General features: G+C 70.8%; 17 protein-coding genes and 1 tRNA gene. 11 read left to right on the top strand and 7 right to left on the bottom strand.

Annotation, left to right across the window (positions count from 1 at the left end):
* Positions 1-9: 9 nt before the first annotated feature.
* Positions 10-1,284 (top strand): aspartate kinase, encoded by a 1,275-nt coding sequence (locus AC3ANS_RS21910; protein ID WP_488293688.1) that lies wholly within the window; start codon positions 10-12, stop codon positions 1,282-1,284.
* Positions 1,281-2,330, top strand: coding sequence for an aspartate-semialdehyde dehydrogenase (locus AC3ANS_RS21905; RefSeq protein WP_488293687.1), 1,050 nt, complete (start codon positions 1,281-1,283; stop codon positions 2,328-2,330). The genes AC3ANS_RS21910 and AC3ANS_RS21905 overlap by 4 nt, the downstream gene beginning before the upstream one ends.
* Positions 2,331-2,364: 34 nt before the next feature.
* Here AC3ANS_RS21905 and AC3ANS_RS21900 read toward each other — a convergent pair whose 3' ends face one another.
* The gene (locus AC3ANS_RS21900) at positions 2,365-3,090 is read right to left on the bottom strand and encodes a hypothetical protein (RefSeq protein ID WP_488293686.1); all 726 of its coding nucleotides are present in this window, start codon (positions 3,088-3,090) and stop codon (positions 2,365-2,367) included.
* Positions 3,091-3,277: 187 nt separating this feature from the next.
* On the opposite strand from AC3ANS_RS21900, the gene AC3ANS_RS21895 reads away from it, so the two are divergent.
* Positions 3,278-4,465, top strand: a complete 1,188-nt coding sequence (locus AC3ANS_RS21895; protein ID WP_488293685.1) for an IS481 family transposase — start codon at positions 3,278-3,280, stop codon at positions 4,463-4,465.
* A 169-nt stretch (positions 4,466-4,634) separates the two neighbouring features.
* Positions 4,635-5,822, top strand: a complete 1,188-nt coding sequence (locus AC3ANS_RS21890; RefSeq protein ID WP_488293685.1) for an IS481 family transposase — start codon at positions 4,635-4,637, stop codon at positions 5,820-5,822.
* A gap of 63 nt (positions 5,823-5,885) precedes the next feature.
* Here the strand turns inward: AC3ANS_RS21890 and AC3ANS_RS21885 are convergent.
* Together AC3ANS_RS21885 and AC3ANS_RS21880 are read right to left on the bottom strand one after the other, a co-directional pair.
* Positions 5,886-5,959: transfer RNA gene (locus tag AC3ANS_RS21885), tRNA-Pro, on the bottom strand.
* Positions 5,960-6,059: 100 nt separating this feature from the next.
* Positions 6,060-6,995 carry a metallophosphoesterase gene (locus AC3ANS_RS21880; RefSeq protein WP_488293684.1) on the bottom strand — a complete coding sequence of 312 codons (936 nt, stop codon included), beginning with the start codon at positions 6,993-6,995 and terminating at the stop codon, positions 6,060-6,062.
* Positions 6,996-7,021: 26 nt separating this feature from the next.
* Between AC3ANS_RS21880 and AC3ANS_RS21875 the strand changes: the two genes are divergently transcribed.
* Positions 7,022-7,480, top strand: coding sequence for a GatB/YqeY domain-containing protein (locus AC3ANS_RS21875; protein ID WP_488293683.1), 459 nt, complete (start codon positions 7,022-7,024; stop codon positions 7,478-7,480).
* A gap of 24 nt (positions 7,481-7,504) precedes the next feature.
* Here the strand turns inward: AC3ANS_RS21875 and AC3ANS_RS21870 are convergent, their stop codons facing one another.
* Positions 7,505-9,868, bottom strand: a complete 2,364-nt coding sequence (locus tag AC3ANS_RS21870) for a transglycosylase domain-containing protein (protein ID WP_488293682.1) — start codon at positions 9,866-9,868, stop codon at positions 7,505-7,507.
* A gap of 197 nt (positions 9,869-10,065) precedes the next feature.
* On the opposite strand from AC3ANS_RS21870, the gene AC3ANS_RS21865 reads away from it, so the two are divergent.
* Positions 10,066-10,365 carry a WhiB family transcriptional regulator gene (locus tag AC3ANS_RS21865; protein WP_488293681.1) on the top strand — a complete coding sequence of 100 codons (300 nt, stop codon included), beginning with the start codon at positions 10,066-10,068 and terminating at the stop codon, positions 10,363-10,365.
* Between the two features lie 71 nt (positions 10,366-10,436).
* Here AC3ANS_RS21865 and bagB read toward each other — a convergent pair whose 3' ends face one another.
* Positions 10,437-11,675: an ATPase BagB gene (bagB, locus tag AC3ANS_RS21860; RefSeq protein WP_488293680.1), complete on the bottom strand. Its 1,239-nt coding sequence runs from the start codon at positions 11,673-11,675 to the stop codon at positions 10,437-10,439.
* Between the two features lie 67 nt (positions 11,676-11,742).
* Positions 11,743-12,759, bottom strand: coding sequence for an ATPase BagA (gene bagA, locus AC3ANS_RS21855; RefSeq protein WP_488293679.1), 1,017 nt, complete (start codon positions 12,757-12,759; stop codon positions 11,743-11,745).
* Positions 12,760-12,853: 94 nt separating this feature from the next.
* On the opposite strand from bagA, the gene AC3ANS_RS21850 reads away from it, so the two are divergent.
* The 3 genes from AC3ANS_RS21850 to AC3ANS_RS21840 are packed head-to-tail and all read left to right on the top strand — an operon-like array spanning position 12,854 to position 14,954.
* Positions 12,854-13,630, top strand: a complete 777-nt coding sequence (locus AC3ANS_RS21850) for a CoA transferase subunit A (protein ID WP_488296545.1) — start codon at positions 12,854-12,856, stop codon at positions 13,628-13,630.
* Positions 13,627-14,268 (top strand): CoA transferase subunit B, encoded by a 642-nt coding sequence (locus tag AC3ANS_RS21845; RefSeq protein WP_488293678.1) that lies wholly within the window; start codon positions 13,627-13,629, stop codon positions 14,266-14,268. The genes AC3ANS_RS21850 and AC3ANS_RS21845 overlap by 4 nt, the downstream gene beginning before the upstream one ends.
* A 17-nt stretch (positions 14,269-14,285) precedes the next feature.
* Positions 14,286-14,954, top strand: a complete 669-nt coding sequence (locus AC3ANS_RS21840) for a VOC family protein (protein ID WP_488293677.1) — start codon at positions 14,286-14,288, stop codon at positions 14,952-14,954.
* A gap of 13 nt (positions 14,955-14,967) precedes the next feature.
* Here AC3ANS_RS21840 and AC3ANS_RS21835 read toward each other — a convergent pair whose 3' ends face one another.
* Positions 14,968-15,804 (bottom strand): sigma-70 family RNA polymerase sigma factor, encoded by an 837-nt coding sequence (locus tag AC3ANS_RS21835; protein ID WP_488293676.1) that lies wholly within the window; start codon positions 15,802-15,804, stop codon positions 14,968-14,970.
* A 290-nt stretch (positions 15,805-16,094) separates the two neighbouring features.
* Between AC3ANS_RS21835 and AC3ANS_RS21830 the strand changes: the two genes are divergently transcribed.
* A complete protein-coding gene (locus AC3ANS_RS21830) occupies positions 16,095-16,871 on the top strand; it encodes a sigma-70 family RNA polymerase sigma factor (RefSeq protein WP_488293675.1) in 777 nt (258 codons plus the stop codon).
* Between the two features lie 306 nt (positions 16,872-17,177).
* Positions 17,178-18,077: a sigma-70 family RNA polymerase sigma factor gene (locus tag AC3ANS_RS21825; RefSeq protein ID WP_488293674.1), complete on the top strand. Its 900-nt coding sequence runs from the start codon at positions 17,178-17,180 to the stop codon at positions 18,075-18,077.
* The last annotated feature ends 7 nt before the right edge of the window (positions 18,078-18,084 follow it).

The raw sequence follows: 18,084 nt of genomic DNA, 5'->3' as shown, positions 1-18,084 counted from the left end.
GGACCAACCGTGGGCATTGTCGTCCAGAAGTACGGCGGATCGTCGGTCGCGAACGCCGACGGCATCAAGCGGGTGGCCCAGCGGATCGTCAACACGCGCAAGGCCGGCCACGACGTCGTCGTGGTGGTCTCCGCGATGGGCGACACGACCGACGATCTGCGCGATCTCGCTCAGCAGGTGACGCCGTTGCCGCCGCCGCGCGAGCTCGACATGCTGCTGACGGCCGGCGAGCGGATCTCGATGGCGCTGGTCGCCATGGCGATCGCACAGCTCGGCCACCAGGCGCAGTCCTTCACCGGATCGCAGGCGGGGGTGATCACCGACTCCGCCCACGGCAAGGCGAAGATCATCGACATCACGCCCGGGCGGATCGAGAAGGCCATCCAGAACGGCGCGATCGCGATCGTCGCCGGCTTCCAGGGCGTCTCCCAGGACACCAAGGACGTCACGACGCTCGGCCGGGGCGCCTCCGACACCACCGCGGTCGCGCTGGCCGCGGCCCTGGGCGCCGACGTCTGCGAGATCTACAGCGACGTCGACGGCGTGTTCACCGCCGACCCGCGCATCGTGCGCGCGGCCCGCAAGCTCGACCGCGTCTCCACGGAGGAGATGCTCGAGATGGCGGCCTCGGGCGCCAAGATCCTGCACCTGCGGTGCGTCGAGTACGCCCGCCGCTACGACATGCCGATCCACGTGCGCTCCTCCTTCAGCCAGAAGGAAGGCACCTGGGTCATCCCGGACAGCAAGGCAGGAGAGGAACCGATGGAGCAGGCGATCATCGCGGGCGTCGCGCACGACCGGAGCGAGGCCAAGATCACCGTGGTGGGGGTGCCCGACAAGGTGGGCGAGGCCGCCCGCATCTTCGAGGCGCTCGCGGCGACCGAGGTCAACCTCGACATGGTCGTGCAGAACGTGTCCGCGGCCGCCACCGGCCTCACCGACATCTCGTTCACGCTGCCCCGCGCCGACGGGCAGAGCGCCATGGGCGCGCTGGCGCGGATCCAGGACGAGGTCGGCTACGACAAGCTCCTCTACGACGACCAGATCGGCAAGGTCTCGCTGATCGGCGCCGGCATGCGCTCCCACCCGGGCATCACCGCGCGGTTCTTCGCCGCCCTGGCCTCGGCCGGGGTGAACATCGAGATGATCTCCACCTCCGAGATCCGGATCTCCGTGATCGTCGCCGAGGCCCAGGTCGACGAGGCCGTCCGGGCCACGCACACGGCGTTCGACCTCGACGCCGAAGAGGTCGAGGCGGTCGTGTACGGCGGGACCGGCCGATGAGCGGGCAGACCCTGAACGTCGGCGTCGTCGGCGCCACCGGCCAGGTCGGCGTCGCCATGCGCCAGATCCTCGAGGAGCGGGCGTTCCCGGTGGGCGATGTGCGGTTCTTCGCCTCCGCCCGGTCGGCCGGCACCGTGCTGCCGTTCGCCGGCCGCGAGATCGTCGTTGAGGACGCCTCCACCGCGGACCCGAGCGGCCTCGACGTCGCGCTGTTCTCCGCCGGCGCCACCACCTCGAAGGCCCTCGCCCAGAAGTTCGTCGACGCCGGCGTCATCGTCGTCGACAACTCCAGCGCCTTCCGCAAGGACCCCGCCATCCCGCTCGTGGTGGCGGAGGTGAACCCGGCGGACGCCGCCGCCGTGCTCGAGGCCGGTCGCGGCATCATCGCCAACCCGAACTGCACCACGATGGCCTTCATGCCGGTCCTCAAGCCGCTCCACGACGAGGCCGGGCTGGTCCGGCTGATCGTGTCGTCGTACCAGGCCGTCTCCGGCTCGGGCGTCGCCGGCGTCGAGGAGCTCGCCACCCAGGTCGCCGCGGCCGGCGACAAGGCCCGCGAGCTGGCCTACGACGGCGAGGCCGTCGCGTTCCCCGAGCCGGTGAAGTACGCCCGGACCATCGCCTACAACGTGCTGCCGATGGCCGGCTCGATCGTCGACGACGGGCTGAACGAGACCGACGAGGAGCAGAAGCTGCGCCACGAGTCGCGCAAGATCCTCGGCATCCCGGACCTGCGGGTCTCCGGGATCTGCGTGCGGGTGCCGGTGTTCACCGGCCACTCGCTGGCGATCAACGCCGAGTTCGAGCGGCCGATGACGCCGCAGCGCGCCGCCGAGCTGCTCGCCGACGCCCCCGGCGTGGAGCTCTCCGACATCCCGACCCCGCTCCAGGCGGCCGGCAAGGACCCGTCGTACGTCGGCCGGCTCCGCACCGACCCCGGCGTCGACGGCGACCGCGGGCTGGCGCTGTTCGTCTCCAACGACAACCTGCGCAAGGGCGCCGCTCTCAACACCGTGCAGATCGCCGAGCTGCTCGCCGCCCGCTGATCCAGCGTCGACCCGCCCGAAAGTCTCGGGCGGGTCAACGGTCGGCAGGTCCCGCGAAGGTGCGGGTCACCCAGTGGGCGAGGGCGAACGTGCCCGCGGAGATCAGCGGGATGACCACCACCATCGGGCGGTCCATCAGCGAGTCCACGAGGAACACCAGCGCGAGCACCGCGGTCAGCCCGACCGCGAGGAAGCTCGTGCTCGCCGCCTCCGGCACCCGGGCCAGTCGCAGCAGCAGCGCGCCGACGACGATCATCACCGCGAGGATGGCGATCAACAGCCCGTAGCCCGCCTTCCCGCACGACGACGTGCCCTGGACGCTCTCGCACAGACGCAGCGAGGCCCAGGTGAGCCCGACGATCCCGAGACCGACGACCAGGCCGGTCAGCACCGCCGCCGGCATCCCGCCGGGGCCGCGCGGCGTGCGCTCGCGGCGCGGGTTCGGCTCCGGGGCCGGCGCGGTCACCGGCACGGGATCGTGCTCGTCGACGAGGTCGGGCTCGATCGTGAGCTCGGCGGTGGCCGGCTCCGGCTGAACCGGCGCGGGTGACTCCACGGGCTCGATCGGGCCGGTGGGCTCGGCGTGCGAGAGAGGCTCGAGTGGCGCGGTCGTCTCGGTGCTCACCGGATCGGCGGCCGGCGCCTCAACGGCGCGCCGTCGCTTGCGCCGCCACCCCAGCGACGGCAGCTCGAGCGAGGGCTCGTCGCCGCCGGCGCTGCCGGTGCTCTCTGCGGGCTCCCCGCTCACCTCGTCCGGCATGACCGGCAGTGTGCCACGGCGAGCACGCCGGGAAACGCCAGCAGGCCCGGATCCGCACTGCGGATCCGGGCCTGCACATGGTCGGGCTGACAGTGTGCTGGCTCAAGACATCCCGGACACATGTCTCAAGACATCCCGGACAGCATGTCTCACGACATAGGAGACACCGGGCCGCGAGCGTGCGGCCATGTCGAAGGCACGCCTGGTCATCACCGCCGTCACCGTGGAGAACCGACCCGTCGCCGAGGTCGTCGCGGCCTACGGGGTGTCCCGTTCCTGGCTCTACGAACTCCTGGCCCGCTACCGAGACGAAGGTGAAGAGGCCTTCGAGCCCCGCTCCAAGGCACCGAAGACCTCACCGGCCGCGACACCGCCCGCGATCGTCGACCTGGTGCTCCGAGTGCGCAAACAGCTCGCCGAGGACGGCCACGACGCCGGCGCCGAGACCCTGCTGTGGCACTTGGCGCAGCACCACGCGATCACGCTGTCGCGGGCCACCATCCACCGGATCCTGACCCGCCACGGCGCCATCACCCCGGAGCCGAAGAAGCGACCCAAGTCCTCCTACATCCGGTTCCAGGCAGCGATGCCGAACGAGACCTGGCAGTCCGACTTCACTCACTACCCGCTCACCGACACCGCGACGTTTCCCAAGGGCGTCGAGATCATCACCTGGCTCGATGACTGCACCCGCTACGCCCTGCACGTGTCCGCGCACCGGGCGATCACCACCCCGATCGTCAAAGCCACCTTCCGTGAAGCCGCAGGTCAGCACGGTATTCCCGCATCCACGTTGACCGACAACGGAATGGTCTACACCGTCCGCCTGGCCGGCATCGGGCGACGCGGTGGCCGCAACGGGTTCGAGCAGCAGCTCCACGACTGGCAGGTGGCCCAGAAGAACAGCAGGCCCAACCACCCCACCACCTGCGGCAAGGTGGAGAGGTTCCAACAGACGATGAAGAACTGGCTCCGAGCTCAACGCGACCAGCCCGAGACCCTGGCCGAGCTGCAAGCTCTCCTCGACCGGTTCGTCACCGAGTACAACCAACACCGGCCGCACCGCTCGCTGCCGCACCGCGCCACGCCAGCAGCGCTCTACGACACCATGCCCAAGGCCATGCCCGGCTCCAGCCGCGACGCAGACACCCACGACCGGGTCCGGCACGACCGCATCGACAAATCCGGCACCGTCACCCTGCGCGTGGCCGGCCAACTGCGTCACATCGGCATCGGTCGAACCCACGCCGGAACCCACGTCCTCCTGCTCGTCCAAGACCTCGAGGTCCGCGTCGTCAACGCCATCACCGGCGAACTGCTCCGCGAACTCACCATCGACCTGACCAGGGACTACCAGCCACGAACCCCGAAATGAAGAACACCCGAACCCACGTTTCCGTGGGTCCGGGTGTCCGCGATGTCCTGAGACATCACACGGTCGGGCTGACAGTGTGCTGGCTCAAGACATCCCGGACACATGTCTCAAGACATCCCGGACAGCATGTCTCACGACATAGGAGACACCGGGCCGCGAGCGTGCGGCCATGTCGAAGGCACGCCTGGTCATCACCGCCGTCACCGTGGAGAACCGACCCGTCGCCGAGGTCGTCGCGGCCTACGGGGTGTCCCGTTCCTGGCTCTACGAACTCCTGGCCCGCTACCGAGACGAAGGTGAAGAGGCCTTCGAGCCCCGCTCCAAGGCACCGAAGACCTCACCGGCCGCGACACCGCCCGCGATCGTCGACCTGGTGCTCCGAGTGCGCAAACAGCTCGCCGAGGACGGCCACGACGCCGGCGCCGAGACCCTGCTGTGGCACTTGGCGCAGCACCACGCGATCACGCTGTCGCGGGCCACCATCCACCGGATCCTGACCCGCCACGGCGCCATCACCCCGGAGCCGAAGAAGCGACCCAAGTCCTCCTACATCCGGTTCCAGGCAGCGATGCCGAACGAGACCTGGCAGTCCGACTTCACTCACTACCCGCTCACCGACACCGCGACGTTTCCCAAGGGCGTCGAGATCATCACCTGGCTCGATGACTGCACCCGCTACGCCCTGCACGTGTCCGCGCACCGGGCGATCACCACCCCGATCGTCAAAGCCACCTTCCGTGAAGCCGCAGGTCAGCACGGTATTCCCGCATCCACGTTGACCGACAACGGAATGGTCTACACCGTCCGCCTGGCCGGCATCGGGCGACGCGGTGGCCGCAACGGGTTCGAGCAGCAGCTCCACGACTGGCAGGTGGCCCAGAAGAACAGCAGGCCCAACCACCCCACCACCTGCGGCAAGGTGGAGAGGTTCCAACAGACGATGAAGAACTGGCTCCGAGCTCAACGCGACCAGCCCGAGACCCTGGCCGAGCTGCAAGCTCTCCTCGACCGGTTCGTCACCGAGTACAACCAACACCGGCCGCACCGCTCGCTGCCGCACCGCGCCACGCCAGCAGCGCTCTACGACACCATGCCCAAGGCCATGCCCGGCTCCAGCCGCGACGCAGACACCCACGACCGGGTCCGGCACGACCGCATCGACAAATCCGGCACCGTCACCCTGCGCGTGGCCGGCCAACTGCGTCACATCGGCATCGGTCGAACCCACGCCGGAACCCACGTCCTCCTGCTCGTCCAAGACCTCGAGGTCCGCGTCGTCAACGCCATCACCGGCGAACTGCTCCGCGAACTCACCATCGACCTGACCAGGGACTACCAGCCACGAACCCCGAAATGAAGAACACCCGAACCCACGTTTCCGTGGGTCCGGGTGTCCGCGATGTCCTGAGACATCACACGGTCGGGCTGACAGGATTTGAACCTGCGGCCTCCTCGTCCCGAACGAGGCGCGCTACCAAGCTGCGCCACAGCCCGATCGCTGGTCCGGACACGTCCGGTCCCCAAGCAGGGGCAACCATACCCGAGCCGAGCGGGGCGCTCGAAATCGGCCTCGCCGGTGGACTGCACCCCTCCCTCAGGAGCGGGCTGCCAGGGTGAGGAGGGTCGCTTCGGGTCGGCAGGCGACCCGGATCCGGGCGTACGGGCTGGTGCCCAGCCCGGCCGAGACGTGCAGCCACGCCGAGCCCGGGTCACCGGGCGTGGACGATGCGGGATGCCGGTGCAGCCCACGCGCCCGCTCGGGCTCCAGGTCGCAGTTGGTGGTGAGCGCACCGACGCCTGGGAGGCACACCTGTCCGCCGTGGGTGTGCCCGGCGAGGATCGCGTCGTACCCGTCGGCCGCGAAGCGGTCCAGCACCCGCAGGTACGGCGCGTGGGCCACTCCCAGTCGCAGGTCGGCGTCCGGGTCGGCCGGCCCGGAGATCTCGTCGAGCCGGTCGTAGCCCAGGTGCGGGTCATCGACCCCGGCGAAGGCGATCCGCAGCCCGCGCACCTCGAGTGTCGCGCGGGTGTTGGTGAGGTCGACCCACCCGCGCGACGTGAACTCCTGGCGCAGGTCGCGCCACGGCAGCTCGGCGCTGTGGGTGTGGCGAGTGCCGTCGTCGGGCAGCAGGTAGCGCAGCGGGTTGCGCAGGGTCGGGGAGAAGTAGTCGTTGGACCCGAAGACGAACACGCCCGGCTTGTCCGCGAGCGGGCCGAGGGCATCCACGACCACCGGGACCGCCGCGTGGTGGGACAGGTGGTCGCCGGTGTCGACCACGAGGTCGGGGTCGAGCCCGGCCAGTCGGCGCAGCCACTCCTGCTTGCGGGTCTGCCCCGGCGTCATGTGGATGTCGCTGAGGTGCAGCACCCGGACGTCCGGGCTGCCCGGTGGCAGCACCGGCACCGTGACTCGGCGCAACGTGTACGCACGGGCCTCGGCGAGTGCGTACGCCGTGAGCGCCGCGCCGGCGAGGGCCCCGGTGGCGACCGTGCGCAGCGCCGCGCGGCGAGCGGGGGCCAGGGAGGTCACGCCGCAAGGCTGCCACAATGGCCTTCATGAGCGCTCTCAAGGATCGTCTGCGTGCCGACCTCACCACGGCGATGAAGGCGCGCGACGAGGTGCGGTCCTCCACCCTGCGGATGGTGCTGACCGCGATCACCAACGCCGAGGTCGCCGGCAAGGAGCACCGCGAGCTCACCGACGACGACATCGTCGGCGTGCTCTCCACCGAGGCGAAGAAGCGCCGCGAGGCCGCGACCGCGTTCGGCGAGGGCGGCCGCGCCGAGATGGCCGCCAAGGAGACCGCCGAGGCGGCGGTGATCGCCGACTACCTGCCCGCCCAGCTGAGCGAGCAGGAGATCGCCGACCTGGTGACCTCGGCGATCGCGCAGGCCGGCGTCGCCGGTGAGGGCATGAAGGCGATGGGCAAGGTCATGGGCATGATCTCGCCCCAGGTCAAGGGTCGTGCCGACGGTGGAGCCGTCGCCGCGGAGGTACGCCGGCAGCTGGGCTGACCGGCACGCGGCCGAGCAGGGGGGTCAACGACCCCCGCCGTGGCCGTGCCCACCGCCGTGGCCGTGGCCACCTCCGTGGCCGCCGTGACCGGGCGGGGGCGCGGGAGGCACGCCGTTGGACACGTAGATGGTCACCGACGACCCGCTCGTCGTGCTCGTCCCGCCGCCCGGGCTGGTGTACGCCACGGTTCCGGCAGCCTCACTGGAGTTGACCTCGCCACCGTCGGTCGGGAAGAAGCCCGCCTGCTCGAGCACGCTGCGTGCCTGGTCGGGGGACATGCCGGTGGTCGACGGCACGGCCGTCATCACGCCGTTGACGATCTCGGCATCCGGCGCGACGAAGTCCTCGTCGGGCAGCCAGGCGGAGATGGCCTTCATGGCGTCGCCCCACATCGGCCCTGCCGTCGTCGACCCGTGAGCGGAGTCGATGTACTGCCCGGCGAGACTCTGGCCGTTGAGCGTGATCGGGTGCCCTTCCCGGTTGGCCCCGGCGATCATGGACGCGGTCGCCAGGTTGGGCGTGTAGCCGCAGTACCAGACCGCCATGTTGTCGTTGATGGTGCCGGTCTTGGCGGCCGAGGGCTGGTCGAGGGTGAGTCCCGCGCCGGCGCCGAACCCGGTCTCCTGGACGCCGCGGAGGATGTCGTTGATGGCATCGGCCGTCGTCTGCGGCATGACCTGCTGGCAGCGCGAGGGGTACTTGCGGATCTCGGTGCCGGTGGCGTCCTCGATGGCCGTGACCGGGTGGGAGTCGCAGTGCAGGCCCCGGGCGGCGACCGTGGCGTACGCCTCGGCCATCTCGAGCGGGCTCACGCTCGGCACGCCCAGGGTGAACGACGGCACCCGCTCGTGTGCAGGGTCGGTCAGCTGGAGGCCCATCTCCTTGGCCAGCTTGAAGGGCTCGCAGATGCCGGTGCGCTGCTCGAGCTGAGCGTAGAAGGTGTTCACGGACTCCTGGGTGCCCGTGTAGAGGTTGAACGCCGGGGTCCCGAACCCCGTGGAGTTGTGGACCGACCAGACGTCGCTGCTCGCGTAGGGCTGGTCGCCGCAGTCCTGGTAGCTGTTCATCGGGATCTGCATCTCCGCTGGAGACGCGATGCTGGTGTTGAGCGACGTCCCGTCGTTGATGGCGGCGGCGAGGACGAAGAGCTTGAACGTCGAGCCCGCCTGGAAGCCCGCCGAGTCGCCGTACTTCTGGGGCACGAGGTAGTTGAGGAACGTCTGGCCCTTGGCCTCGTCGCGTCCCATCGGTCGCGACTGCGACAGGCCCTTCACCTCGCCCGTTCCCGGCTCGACCATGGCGAGCCCGCCGATCGCCTGGTCCGTGGGGTGCACGTGCGCCGCCACCGACTTGTCCGCGGCCTCCTGGTCGCGCAGGTCGATGGTGGTCCGGATCGTCAGCCCGCCGGTCTTGAGGAGCTGCTTGCGCTCGGTGACCGTCTTGCCGAGCTGACGGTCGTGCAGCAGCCAGTTGACCGCGTAGTCGCAGAAGAACGGCGCGCGGGAGTAGAGGCAGCCGTTCTTGGCCGGGACCACGTCGAGCCCCAGGCTCTTCTTCTTGACCCGCTCGGCCTTCTCGCGGGGGATCACGTTCAGCTCGGCCATCCGGTCGAGCACGACGTTGCGGCGCTCGAGCGCGCGGTCGGGCGAGTTGGTCGGGTCGTAGCCGGTGGGGTTCTTGACCAGGCCGGCCAGCATCGCCGACTGGCGCAGGTCGAGGTTCTTGGCGTTGACGTTGAAGTAGTGGCGAGCGGCGGACTGGATGCCGTAGGTGCCGTCACCGAAGTAGGCGATGTTGAGGTAGCGCTCGAGGATCCAGTCCTTGGAGTACTTCTGCTCGAACGCGATCGCGTAACGCAGCTCGCGCAGCTTGCGGGCGTAGGTGTCGGCCGTGGCGTCGCGGCGCTCGGCCTTCGTCTTGGCCTGGGTCAGCAGCGTCATCTTGACCATCTGCTGGGTGATCGAGGAGCCGCCCTGGACGACGCCGTTGCTGGCCTGGTTGGTGATCAGGGCGCGAAGTGTGCCCTTGAGGTCGAGGGCGCCGTGCTCGTAGAACCGGTAGTCCTCGATGGCGACGATCGCCTGCACCATGGTGCGCGAGATCTGGTCGAGGGAGACGTTGACGCGGTTCTCGTCGTAGAGCGTCGCGATGACGTTGCCCTCGGAGTCGACCAGGCGCGTCTTCTGCGGCAGCGGGTCGGTCTGGAGCTCGGCGGGCAGGTTGTCCATCGCGTCGGAGGCCTGGCGCGCACCGATGCCGAGGACGCCGGCGAACGGGATCGCGAGGCCGGCGACGACCACGCCCATGACGGCCGCGACGGCCAGCATCACGAGCAGGTGCGAGGCGACGCGGGAGGCGGGCAGGCGCTCGTCGCGCGGCACGGACATACACCCAGAGTACGTGAGCGACCGAACCCGAACCCAGTCGTAGTCCGAGATGACTAGTTAGTTTGGACTATGCGGATTGGGTCGGATGTGTCTGCCCCCTACCTGATTTCTTCCTTAACTTCTTTACCGAGGGGAGAACATCCCGGGTAGACGTCATGGGGACGCCGCCTATCTCGGACTGATGTGGGGACATCATCATGTGGGTTGAGGATTGGGCGCCGGCGGCGGCATGTCGCGAAGCGCAACCGGATCAGCTGTTCGTGCGCGGGGCAGAGCAGAACAAGGCGAAGCAGCTGTGCGCCGGCTGCCCTGTGCGCACCGAGTGCCTTGCCGAGGCCCTCGACAACCAGATCGAGTGGGGTGTCTGGGGCGGCATGACCGAGCGGGAGCGCCGCGCGCTCCTTCGGCGGCGTCCGACCGCCTCGTGGCGGAGCGTGCTCGAGACCGCTCGTGAGCAGGGTGCCCCGGTGCCCGTCGCCAAGCCGGTCGCCGTCTAGCAGCACGTCGGGCCGAGGCCGCGCCCCACAGGGGAGGGCGCGACCGGGCGCGCCTGGCTCCAGCCGGTCGCTCAGCCGGCCGCGGCGTCGCCCGCCAGCAGCTCGCCCACGCGCCGCAGACCGTCGAGGTCGTGGACATCTCCGGCGAGCGCCGGCACCACGGTCGTCGGCACCTGGGGGTGCGCGGCCGCGAAGCGCTCGCGCAGCAGCGCCTCGCGCTCCACGATCCGGGTCTGGTCGGCGTGCAGCCGCAGCAGTCCCGCGGTCAGTGAGTCCGGGTCCTGCTTGCGCAGTCGCTCGGAGGCGGCCATCGCCTCGTCGGCCGACACCGAGCCCTCCGGCACCGGGCTGGCGCGGTTGACGATCAGGCCCGCGAGCGGCATGGCGTCCTCGCTGAGCCGCTCGACGAAGTACGCCGCCTCGCGCAGCGCGTCGGGCTCGGGCGCGGCGACCACGAGGAACGCCGTACCGTCGGCCTGGAGCAGCTGGAACGTCTTCTGGGCCCGCACCCGGAAGCCGCCGAAGAGCGTGTCGAACGCCGCGACGAACGTCTGCATGTCGCGCAGCACCTGGGTGCCCAGGATCCGGTTCAGCGCGCCGGTGATCAGCCCGAGCCCGGCGGTCATCATCCGGGCCGGCCCGCGCGCCGGGGTGAGCAGCAGCCGGATGAAACGGCCGTCGAGGAAGCTGGAGAGCCGCTCCGGAGCGTCGAGGAAGTCCAGCGCCGACCGCGAGGGCGGGGTGTCGACCACGATCAGGTCGTAGGTGCCCTCGCGCTTGGCGTCGGCGTGGATCTGCCCGAGCTTCTCCATCGCCATGTACTCCTGGGTGCCGGCGAACGAGCTCGAGAGCGCGATGTAGAAGGGGTTCTCCAGGATCTGGCGCGCCTTCTCGGGGTTGGCCTGGCTCTCGACCACCTCGTCGAAGGTGCGCTTCATGTCGAGCATCATCGCGTCCAGGCGCGGACCATCGCCGCCGTCCGAGTCACCCTCGGCGTCGCCGTCGGACCGCAAGCCCCGGACGGGCCGCGGGGTGTTGTCGAGCGCCTCGATGCCCATGGACTGAGCCAGGCGCCGGGCCGGGTCGATCGTGAGCACGACGACCCGGCGCCCGCGCTCGGCGGCCCGCAGCGCGAGCGCCGCGGAGGCCGTGGTCTTGCCGACACCGCCCGACCCGCAGCACACGATGATGCCGGTGCCCCGGTCGTCGAGGAGGGCGTCGATGTCGAGCCGGGGTGCGTGCTGGGGACCGGTCGCCAGCGGGCCGACCCGGGTGCGGGTGCGCGACTTGGTCTTGCGGGGGGCGCTCATGCGGGGTCCCCGCGGAAGTGCGGGCTGGAGGAGCGGAGCAGGGGAAGCCCGCAGTTTCGTGGGGTGTTCATGCCAGCCCCTGCGACTTCAGGTCGGCGGCCAGCTCGTAGAGACCCCCGAGGTCGACCCCGCTCGCCAGGCGCGGCAGCTCGACGATCGGCAGCCCGAGCTCGTCGACCACGGCGCGCTGTGCGTCTTCCAGGGCCCGGCGCTCGGCATGGTCGCGTGCCTCGGCGACCAGGCCGGTCGCGAGCGCGCGGCCGCCGCCGACGCCGGCTGATGCGAGGTCGGCCTCGATCTGCGCCGTGTCGAGTCGCCCGGCCAGCGCCGCGTCCAGGTCGTCGCGGCCGATGTCGCGGGGGCGGACCTGGTTGACGACGACGGCGCCGACCGGCAGCCGGGCTGCCCGCAGCTCGGCGATCCCGTCGGCGGTCTCCTGGACGGGCATCTCCTCCAGCACGGTGACCAGGTGGACCAGGGTGCGCGGGGAGCGGAACAGCGTCATGACGGTGTCGGCCTGGCCCTTGATCGGGCCGACCTTCGCGAGACCGGCGAGCTCCTCGTTGACGTTGAGGAACTGCGTGATGCGCCCGGTCGGTGGCGCGTCGAGCACCACGGCGTCGTAGCGGGTCGCGTTGCGGTTGCGGCTGTTGCGCTGCACGGCCTCGAACACCTTGCCGGTCAGGAGCACGTCCCGGACCCCCGGTGCGATGGTCGTCGCGAACTCGATCACCCCGAAGCGGTCGAGCGCCCGGCCGGCGCGCCCGAGCTTGTAGTACATCGCGAGGTACTCGAGCAGCGCCGATTCCGCGTCGATGTGCAACGCGTGCACCACGCCCGGTGCCCGGCCGTCGTGGCGCAGGCCGGTGGCGATCCGGCGCTCCTCGTAGGGCAGCGGGTCGACGTCGAACATCCGGGCGATCCCCTGGCGGCCCTCGACCTCACAGAGGAGCACCTGGCGGCCCTGCGAAGCCAGCCCGAGGGCGAGTGCGGCGGCGACCGTGGACTTGCCGGTGCCGCCCTTGCCGGTCACCACGTGCAGGCGCACGCGCGACCAGTCCTGGGTGTTCGTCGACGGCGACATGGGGCGAGCCTAGGCGAACGGTCGAGGGCCCTAGGATCGACGAGACCCGGGTCACAGCGTCGTGACGGGGCGAGGAGGAGATGGCGTGGACAAGGTGGTGGGGTCCGCCGCGGAGGCCGTGGCGGACATCGCGAGCGGCTCGACGATCGCGGTCGGCGGCTTCGGTCTGTGCGGGATCCCGTCGGTGCTGATCCAGGCAGTGCTGGACGCCGGCACCGCCGATCTCGAGGTGGTGTCCAACAACGCGGGAGTCGACGGCTGGGGGCTCGGGCTGCTGCTCGGCGCCGGACGGCTGCGGCGCGTGGTGGCGTCGTACGTCGGGGAGAACAAGGAGTTCGCGCGCCAGTACCTCGCCGGTGAGCTCGAGGTCGAGCTCACCCCGCAGGGGACCCTGGCCGAGCGGATGCGGGCCGGCGGGTCAGGCATCCCGGCGTTCTTCACTGCCACCGGTGTCGGCACCCAGGTGGCCGACGGCGGGCTCCCGTGGCGCTACGACGCCGACGGCAACGTCGTCGTGTCGTCCCCGCCCAAGCAGACCCAGGTCTTCGAGACCGCCGAGGGGCCGAAGGAGTTCGTGCTCGAGCACGCGATCGTGGCCGACTTCGGGCTCGTGCGGGCCTGGAAGGGCGACCGCCACGGCAACCTCGTGTTCCGCGACTCCGCACGCAACTTCAACCCGCTCGCCGCGATGTGCGGCCGGGTCACGATCGCCGAGGTCGAGCACCTCGTCGAGCCGGGCGAGATCGACCCCAACCAGGTCCACACGCCGGGCGTGTTCGTGCAGCGGGTGGTCGAGCTGACGCCCGAACAGGCCGCCGACAAGCGCATCGAGAAGCGAACCGTCCGCCAGCGTGAGGGGAGCCCGGCATGAGCTGGAGTCGTGAGGAGATGGCGGCACGGGCCGCCTCGGAGCTGTCCGACGGCTCCTACGTCAACCTCGGCATCGGGCTGCCCACGCTGGTGCCCAACTACGTCAGCGATGACGTGGAGCTGGTGCTGCAGTCCGAGAACGGCATCCTCGGCGTCGGCGCGTACCCGGTCGACGGCGAGGAGGATCCCGACCTGATCAATGCGGGCAAGGAGACGGTCACGCTGCGGCGGGGCGCGTCGTTCTTCGACTCCGCAACGTCCTTCGGGATGATCCGCGGCGGCAAGGTCGACGCGGCGATCCTCGGGGCGATGCAGGTATCGCGCGCCGGCGACATCGCGAACTGGATGATCCCCGGCAAGATGGTCAAGGGCATGGGTGGCGCGATGGACCTGGTCCACGGCGCCAAGCGGGTCATCGTGCTGATGGAGCACGTGGCCAAGGACGGCACCTACAAGATCGTCGAGGAGTGCTCACTGCCCTACACCGGTCTCGGTGTCGTGCAGCGGATCATCACCGACCTCGCGGTCATCGACGTCGTCCCGGCCCGCGAGGGCGGTGGGCTGCGCCTCGTCGAGCTGGCTCCGGACGTGACCCTCGACGAGGTGCGCGAGAAGACCGAGCCGGAGCTGCTCGCCTGATGATGGCCGATGCTCCGGTGCCCGCAACGTTCAAGGACCTCTGCATCGATGCGGTCGATCCGATGCTGCTCGGCCGCTTCTGGGCCGGCGTGCTCGGCCTCGAGCTCACGCAGCGTGAGGACGGCATGGTCCTGCTGACCGGGCCGGGCAGCCGGTCGGCCGTGTGGCTCAACCCGGTGCCGGAGCCGGTGACCGTCAAGCAGCGGGTGCACCTCGACGTGCACGCGGCCGCGGTCGAGGACGTGCTCGGCCTCGGCGCTCGGCCGCTGGACCTGGAGAGCTTTCGATGGAAGGTGCTCCGCGATCCCGAGGGCGGTGAGCTGTGCGTGTTCGAGCGCGAGCACGTGCCGGACCGGCGGCTGTACGAGGTCGTGGTGGACGCCGCCGACCCTGGCCCCCTCGCGCAGTGGTGGGCCGAGCTGATCGGCGGCCGGTTGTCGGTGGACGAGGAGCACGGCTGGGCCGGTGTGGAGGAGATCCCGGGGGCGCCGTTCGACTACCTGGTGTTCGTGCCGGTGCCCGAGCCCAAGACCGTGAAGAACCGCATCCACTGGGACGTCGACGTCCCCGACGTACGCCTGCTCACCGACCGAGGGGCGCGCGTGGTGCGCTCGCCCGACGGCGAGATCACCTGGACGGTGCTGACCGACCCCGAGGGCAACGAGTTCTGCGCCTTCACGAGCTGATGCGGGGCGAGAGCTACGCGGTCGACTCGAGCGCTTGCCGGGACCGCGAGACCGAGAGCGTACGGCGAGCGGCGTAGCGGGACGCGACGGCGCTGGTGTAGGCGAGCCGGCGTCGGGCGGCCACGCCCTGCGGGTTGGGGTGGGGCTGGGCCAGGTGGGGGTCGAACGCCTCGGCGAGGGCGTCGCGCAGCAGCACGAGGGCCTCGGCGCGGAGCTGGGAGATGCGGGACTCGGTGACGCCGAGCTCGGCGGCGAGGTCGGCCATCGGCAGCTCCTCGAGGAAGTAGCCGCGGACCACGCGCTGGAGTCGCTCGGGCAGCTCCGCGACCGCGTCGGCGAGGTACTCGGCACGCTCGGCGCGCAAGGCGGCGTCCTCCGGGCCGATCCCGCGCCCGGCCAGCTGCTCGACGAACCCGGCGTTCGGTCCCGCGTCGAGCGGGAGCACCGTGGCTCGGGCGACCTCGGAGTCGGCACGACAGACGTCCTCGGGACGCAGGTCGAGCGCCCGGGCGACCGCGGCATCGTCGGGGAACTCGCCGAGAGTCGCGGCCAGACGGGCCCGTGCCGCCTCGATCTCGCGGGCGCGCCGGCGCACGGAGCGCGACGCCCAGTCGACCGAGCGCAGCTCGTCGACCAGCGCTCCGCGGATCCGGGTCGAGGCGTAGCCGGGGAACGGCACCCCGCGCTCGGGGTCGAAGGCGCGGGCGGCGTGCACCAGGGCCAGCAGCCCGGCCGACTGCAGGTCGTTGCGGTCGACGTACGACGGGACGCGCGCCATCGTCTCTCGCACCAGGTGCGCCACCAAGGGCAGATGCTGGACCGCGAGCTGGTCGCGGGCCTCAATCGACATCGTGTTGTCCGAGTTCACGAGAACAGTGACTCATGCCCCATCGGTTCGTGACGCAGAATCCGACGGATCTGGGCAGATATAGGTCGTTCGGTGTTCAATGAGGTCGATAACGTTTTCCCGCGGATCAGAGACCCTGGCCTCCAGGGGCTACTCGCCTTCTGGTTCGGGTGGCCCGATATGACTATGTGCCATTAGTCCACTCGCGCTACCGGGAGATTTTTACCTTCGAACGGGCCCATTTCGACCCTGTTCCTTTGTGGGAATAGGCCCGTTCGTGCGTCACTAATGTTGTGAACTCGCACAACACGATGTCGTTTGAGGCCCGCGACCAGCTCGCCGTCCAGCACCTGCCGCTGGTCGCGCACCTGGTGCGGGAGACGATGGCCCGCGTGCCGTCCTCGACGGACCCCGACGACCTCCGGTCCGCGGCGCTGCTCGCCCTGCGCGCGGCCGCCCGGGACTTCGATCCCACGCGAAGGGTCCCGTTCGCCGACCACGCCTCGCTCCGGATCCGCGGCGCACTGGTCGACGAGCTGCGGTCGGTGGACTGGGAGCTGCGCGCCGCCTGCCCGCGGGACCCCGCGGCGGCGCGAGCCCGCCTCGACCAGGTGCTCGACCGCTTCTCCGACGCTGGTGCGACCGCCGCGGCGCTCGGTCTCGACCGCCCCGGCGCCCAGCGCGTCGCGCCCGTCGTCCACACGTTCCGCGGCGACGCGGACCCGCACGAGACGGCCGAGCGGAGGCAGTACGTCGAGGTCGCTCTCGAGGAGCTCCCGCAGCGGCTGCGGCACGTGGTGCGCGGGTACTTCATCGAGCAGCGTCCGATGACCGAGCTCGCCCTCGAGATCGGTACCAGCGAGGCGCGAGCAGTCGAGCTGCGCACCGAGGGTCTGGCCCTGCTCCGCGACGCCCTGGCGGTGGAGCACCGAAACGATCCAGAACTCGAGGACCAGGGCGTTGGCGACGACGACGCGCGCCGTCGACTTGCCTACACCCGCGCCGTCGCCGTGCAGTACGCCGCCCGACGCGCCGTCGGCCCGCGAGAGCGGCTCGAGACCAGCGCCTGACGCGCCCCACCCCCACCCCGCTGTCTGGTCCTGTGGTGCCTCCCGTGCGGATGACGTCGCCACTCCACGGCTGTGCTCCCACTGGATCGACAACCCGGCGCGGCGCCGGTCGGCGCTCGGGGCTGCACGATCCCTGGTCGCGGTCCGCCGGACCGTGTGTGCGACACAACAGGTCTAGCCGACCTCAAGTAGTGCCCCCGGCCTGCCGAACTCCGAGGTGACAAGAGCGCCACGACGCCCGCACCCCCGTCTCGGAACCGCGGGCCACCCGGCACGACGCACATCTCTTGAGGAGAACAGCGCCCCATGACCGACCCGGAGGTCTACGAGCCCAGCACGTTCGCCGAGCCCGCGGAACAACAACCCGTCCCCCCTGCGTCCCCCGACGCGGACAGCCTCGCCGTACAGCACCTGCCCCTGGTCGCGCACCTGGTGCGCGAGACCATGGCGCGGGTGCCCTCCCACGTCGACCGCAACGACCTGCGCTCGGCCGGCCTGGTGGCCCTGGTCACCGCCGCCCGCTCCTACGACCCCGAGCGGGGGGTGCCGTTCGTGCGGTACGCCGCGCCGCGGATCCGCGGCGCCATGGTCGACGAGCTGCGCTCGATCGACTGGGCGTCGCGCTCGGTCCGGCGCCGCAGCCGCCAGATCGAGGAGGCTCGCTCACGGCTCGCGGCCACCATGGGCGAGTTCCCCGACGACGAGGCCGTGGCGAACGCGCTCGGCCTCAGCAACGACGACGTGATCCGCGCCGACTCGGAGGTCTCGCGCGCCGTCGTGCTGCCTCTGGAGGCCGGGGCGCAGCAGGGCCTGGCCGACATCCTCCCCGGACGCGACCCGGGCCCCGCCGAGCGGGTCGAGCAGCTCGAGCGCGTCCGGTACGTCGCCGACGCGGTCGAGGAGCTGCCCGAGCGACTCCAGCGCGTGGTCCGCGGCTACTTCCTCGAGGAGCTGCCGATGGCCGACCTCGCCGCCGAGCTCGGCGTCACCGAGTCCCGCATCTCCCAGCTCCGCGCCGAGGCCCTCGTGCTGCTGCGCGACGCCCTCGCCGAGGCGTTCGACCCCCACCTGGCCCAGCCCCACCCCAACCCGCAGGGCGTGGCCGCCCGACGCCGCCTCGCCTACACCAGCGCCGTCGCGTCCCGCTACGCCGCCCGCCGTACGCTGCCCCGGCGTCCGCGACTGGACCTGGAGTCCACCGCCTGACCTCCCT

It is taken from the genome of Nocardia sp. 149-1B, from assembly GCF_057747975.1.
Note: the sequence above shows the minus strand (reverse complement) of the source record. Positions and strands in the feature narration are given on the sequence as shown.

Excerpts from the sequence above, each read along its gene's own strand:
- AC3ANS_RS21905 (WP_488293687.1), top strand. The coding sequence starts at position 1,281 with ATGAGCGGGCAGACCCTGAACGTCGGCGTCGTCGGCGCCACCGGCCAG.
- AC3ANS_RS21900 (WP_488293686.1), bottom strand. The coding sequence starts at position 3,090 with ATGCCGGACGAGGTGAGCGGGGAGCCCGCAGAGAGCACCGGCAGCGCC.
- AC3ANS_RS21895 (WP_488293685.1), top strand. The coding sequence starts at position 3,278 with ATGTCGAAGGCACGCCTGGTCATCACCGCCGTCACCGTGGAGAACCGA.
- AC3ANS_RS21890 (WP_488293685.1), top strand. The coding sequence starts at position 4,635 with ATGTCGAAGGCACGCCTGGTCATCACCGCCGTCACCGTGGAGAACCGA.
- AC3ANS_RS21875 (WP_488293683.1), top strand. The coding sequence starts at position 7,022 with ATGAGCGCTCTCAAGGATCGTCTGCGTGCCGACCTCACCACGGCGATG.
- AC3ANS_RS21870 (WP_488293682.1), bottom strand. The coding sequence starts at position 9,868 with ATGTCCGTGCCGCGCGACGAGCGCCTGCCCGCCTCCCGCGTCGCCTCG.
- AC3ANS_RS21865 (WP_488293681.1), top strand. The coding sequence starts at position 10,066 with ATGTGGGTTGAGGATTGGGCGCCGGCGGCGGCATGTCGCGAAGCGCAA.
- bagB (WP_488293680.1), bottom strand. The coding sequence starts at position 11,675 with ATGAGCGCCCCCCGCAAGACCAAGTCGCGCACCCGCACCCGGGTCGGC.
- bagA (WP_488293679.1), bottom strand. The coding sequence starts at position 12,759 with ATGTCGCCGTCGACGAACACCCAGGACTGGTCGCGCGTGCGCCTGCAC.
- AC3ANS_RS21845 (WP_488293678.1), top strand. The coding sequence starts at position 13,627 with ATGAGCTGGAGTCGTGAGGAGATGGCGGCACGGGCCGCCTCGGAGCTG.
- AC3ANS_RS21835 (WP_488293676.1), bottom strand. The coding sequence starts at position 15,804 with ATGTCGATTGAGGCCCGCGACCAGCTCGCGGTCCAGCATCTGCCCTTG.
- AC3ANS_RS21825 (WP_488293674.1), top strand. The coding sequence starts at position 17,178 with ATGACCGACCCGGAGGTCTACGAGCCCAGCACGTTCGCCGAGCCCGCG.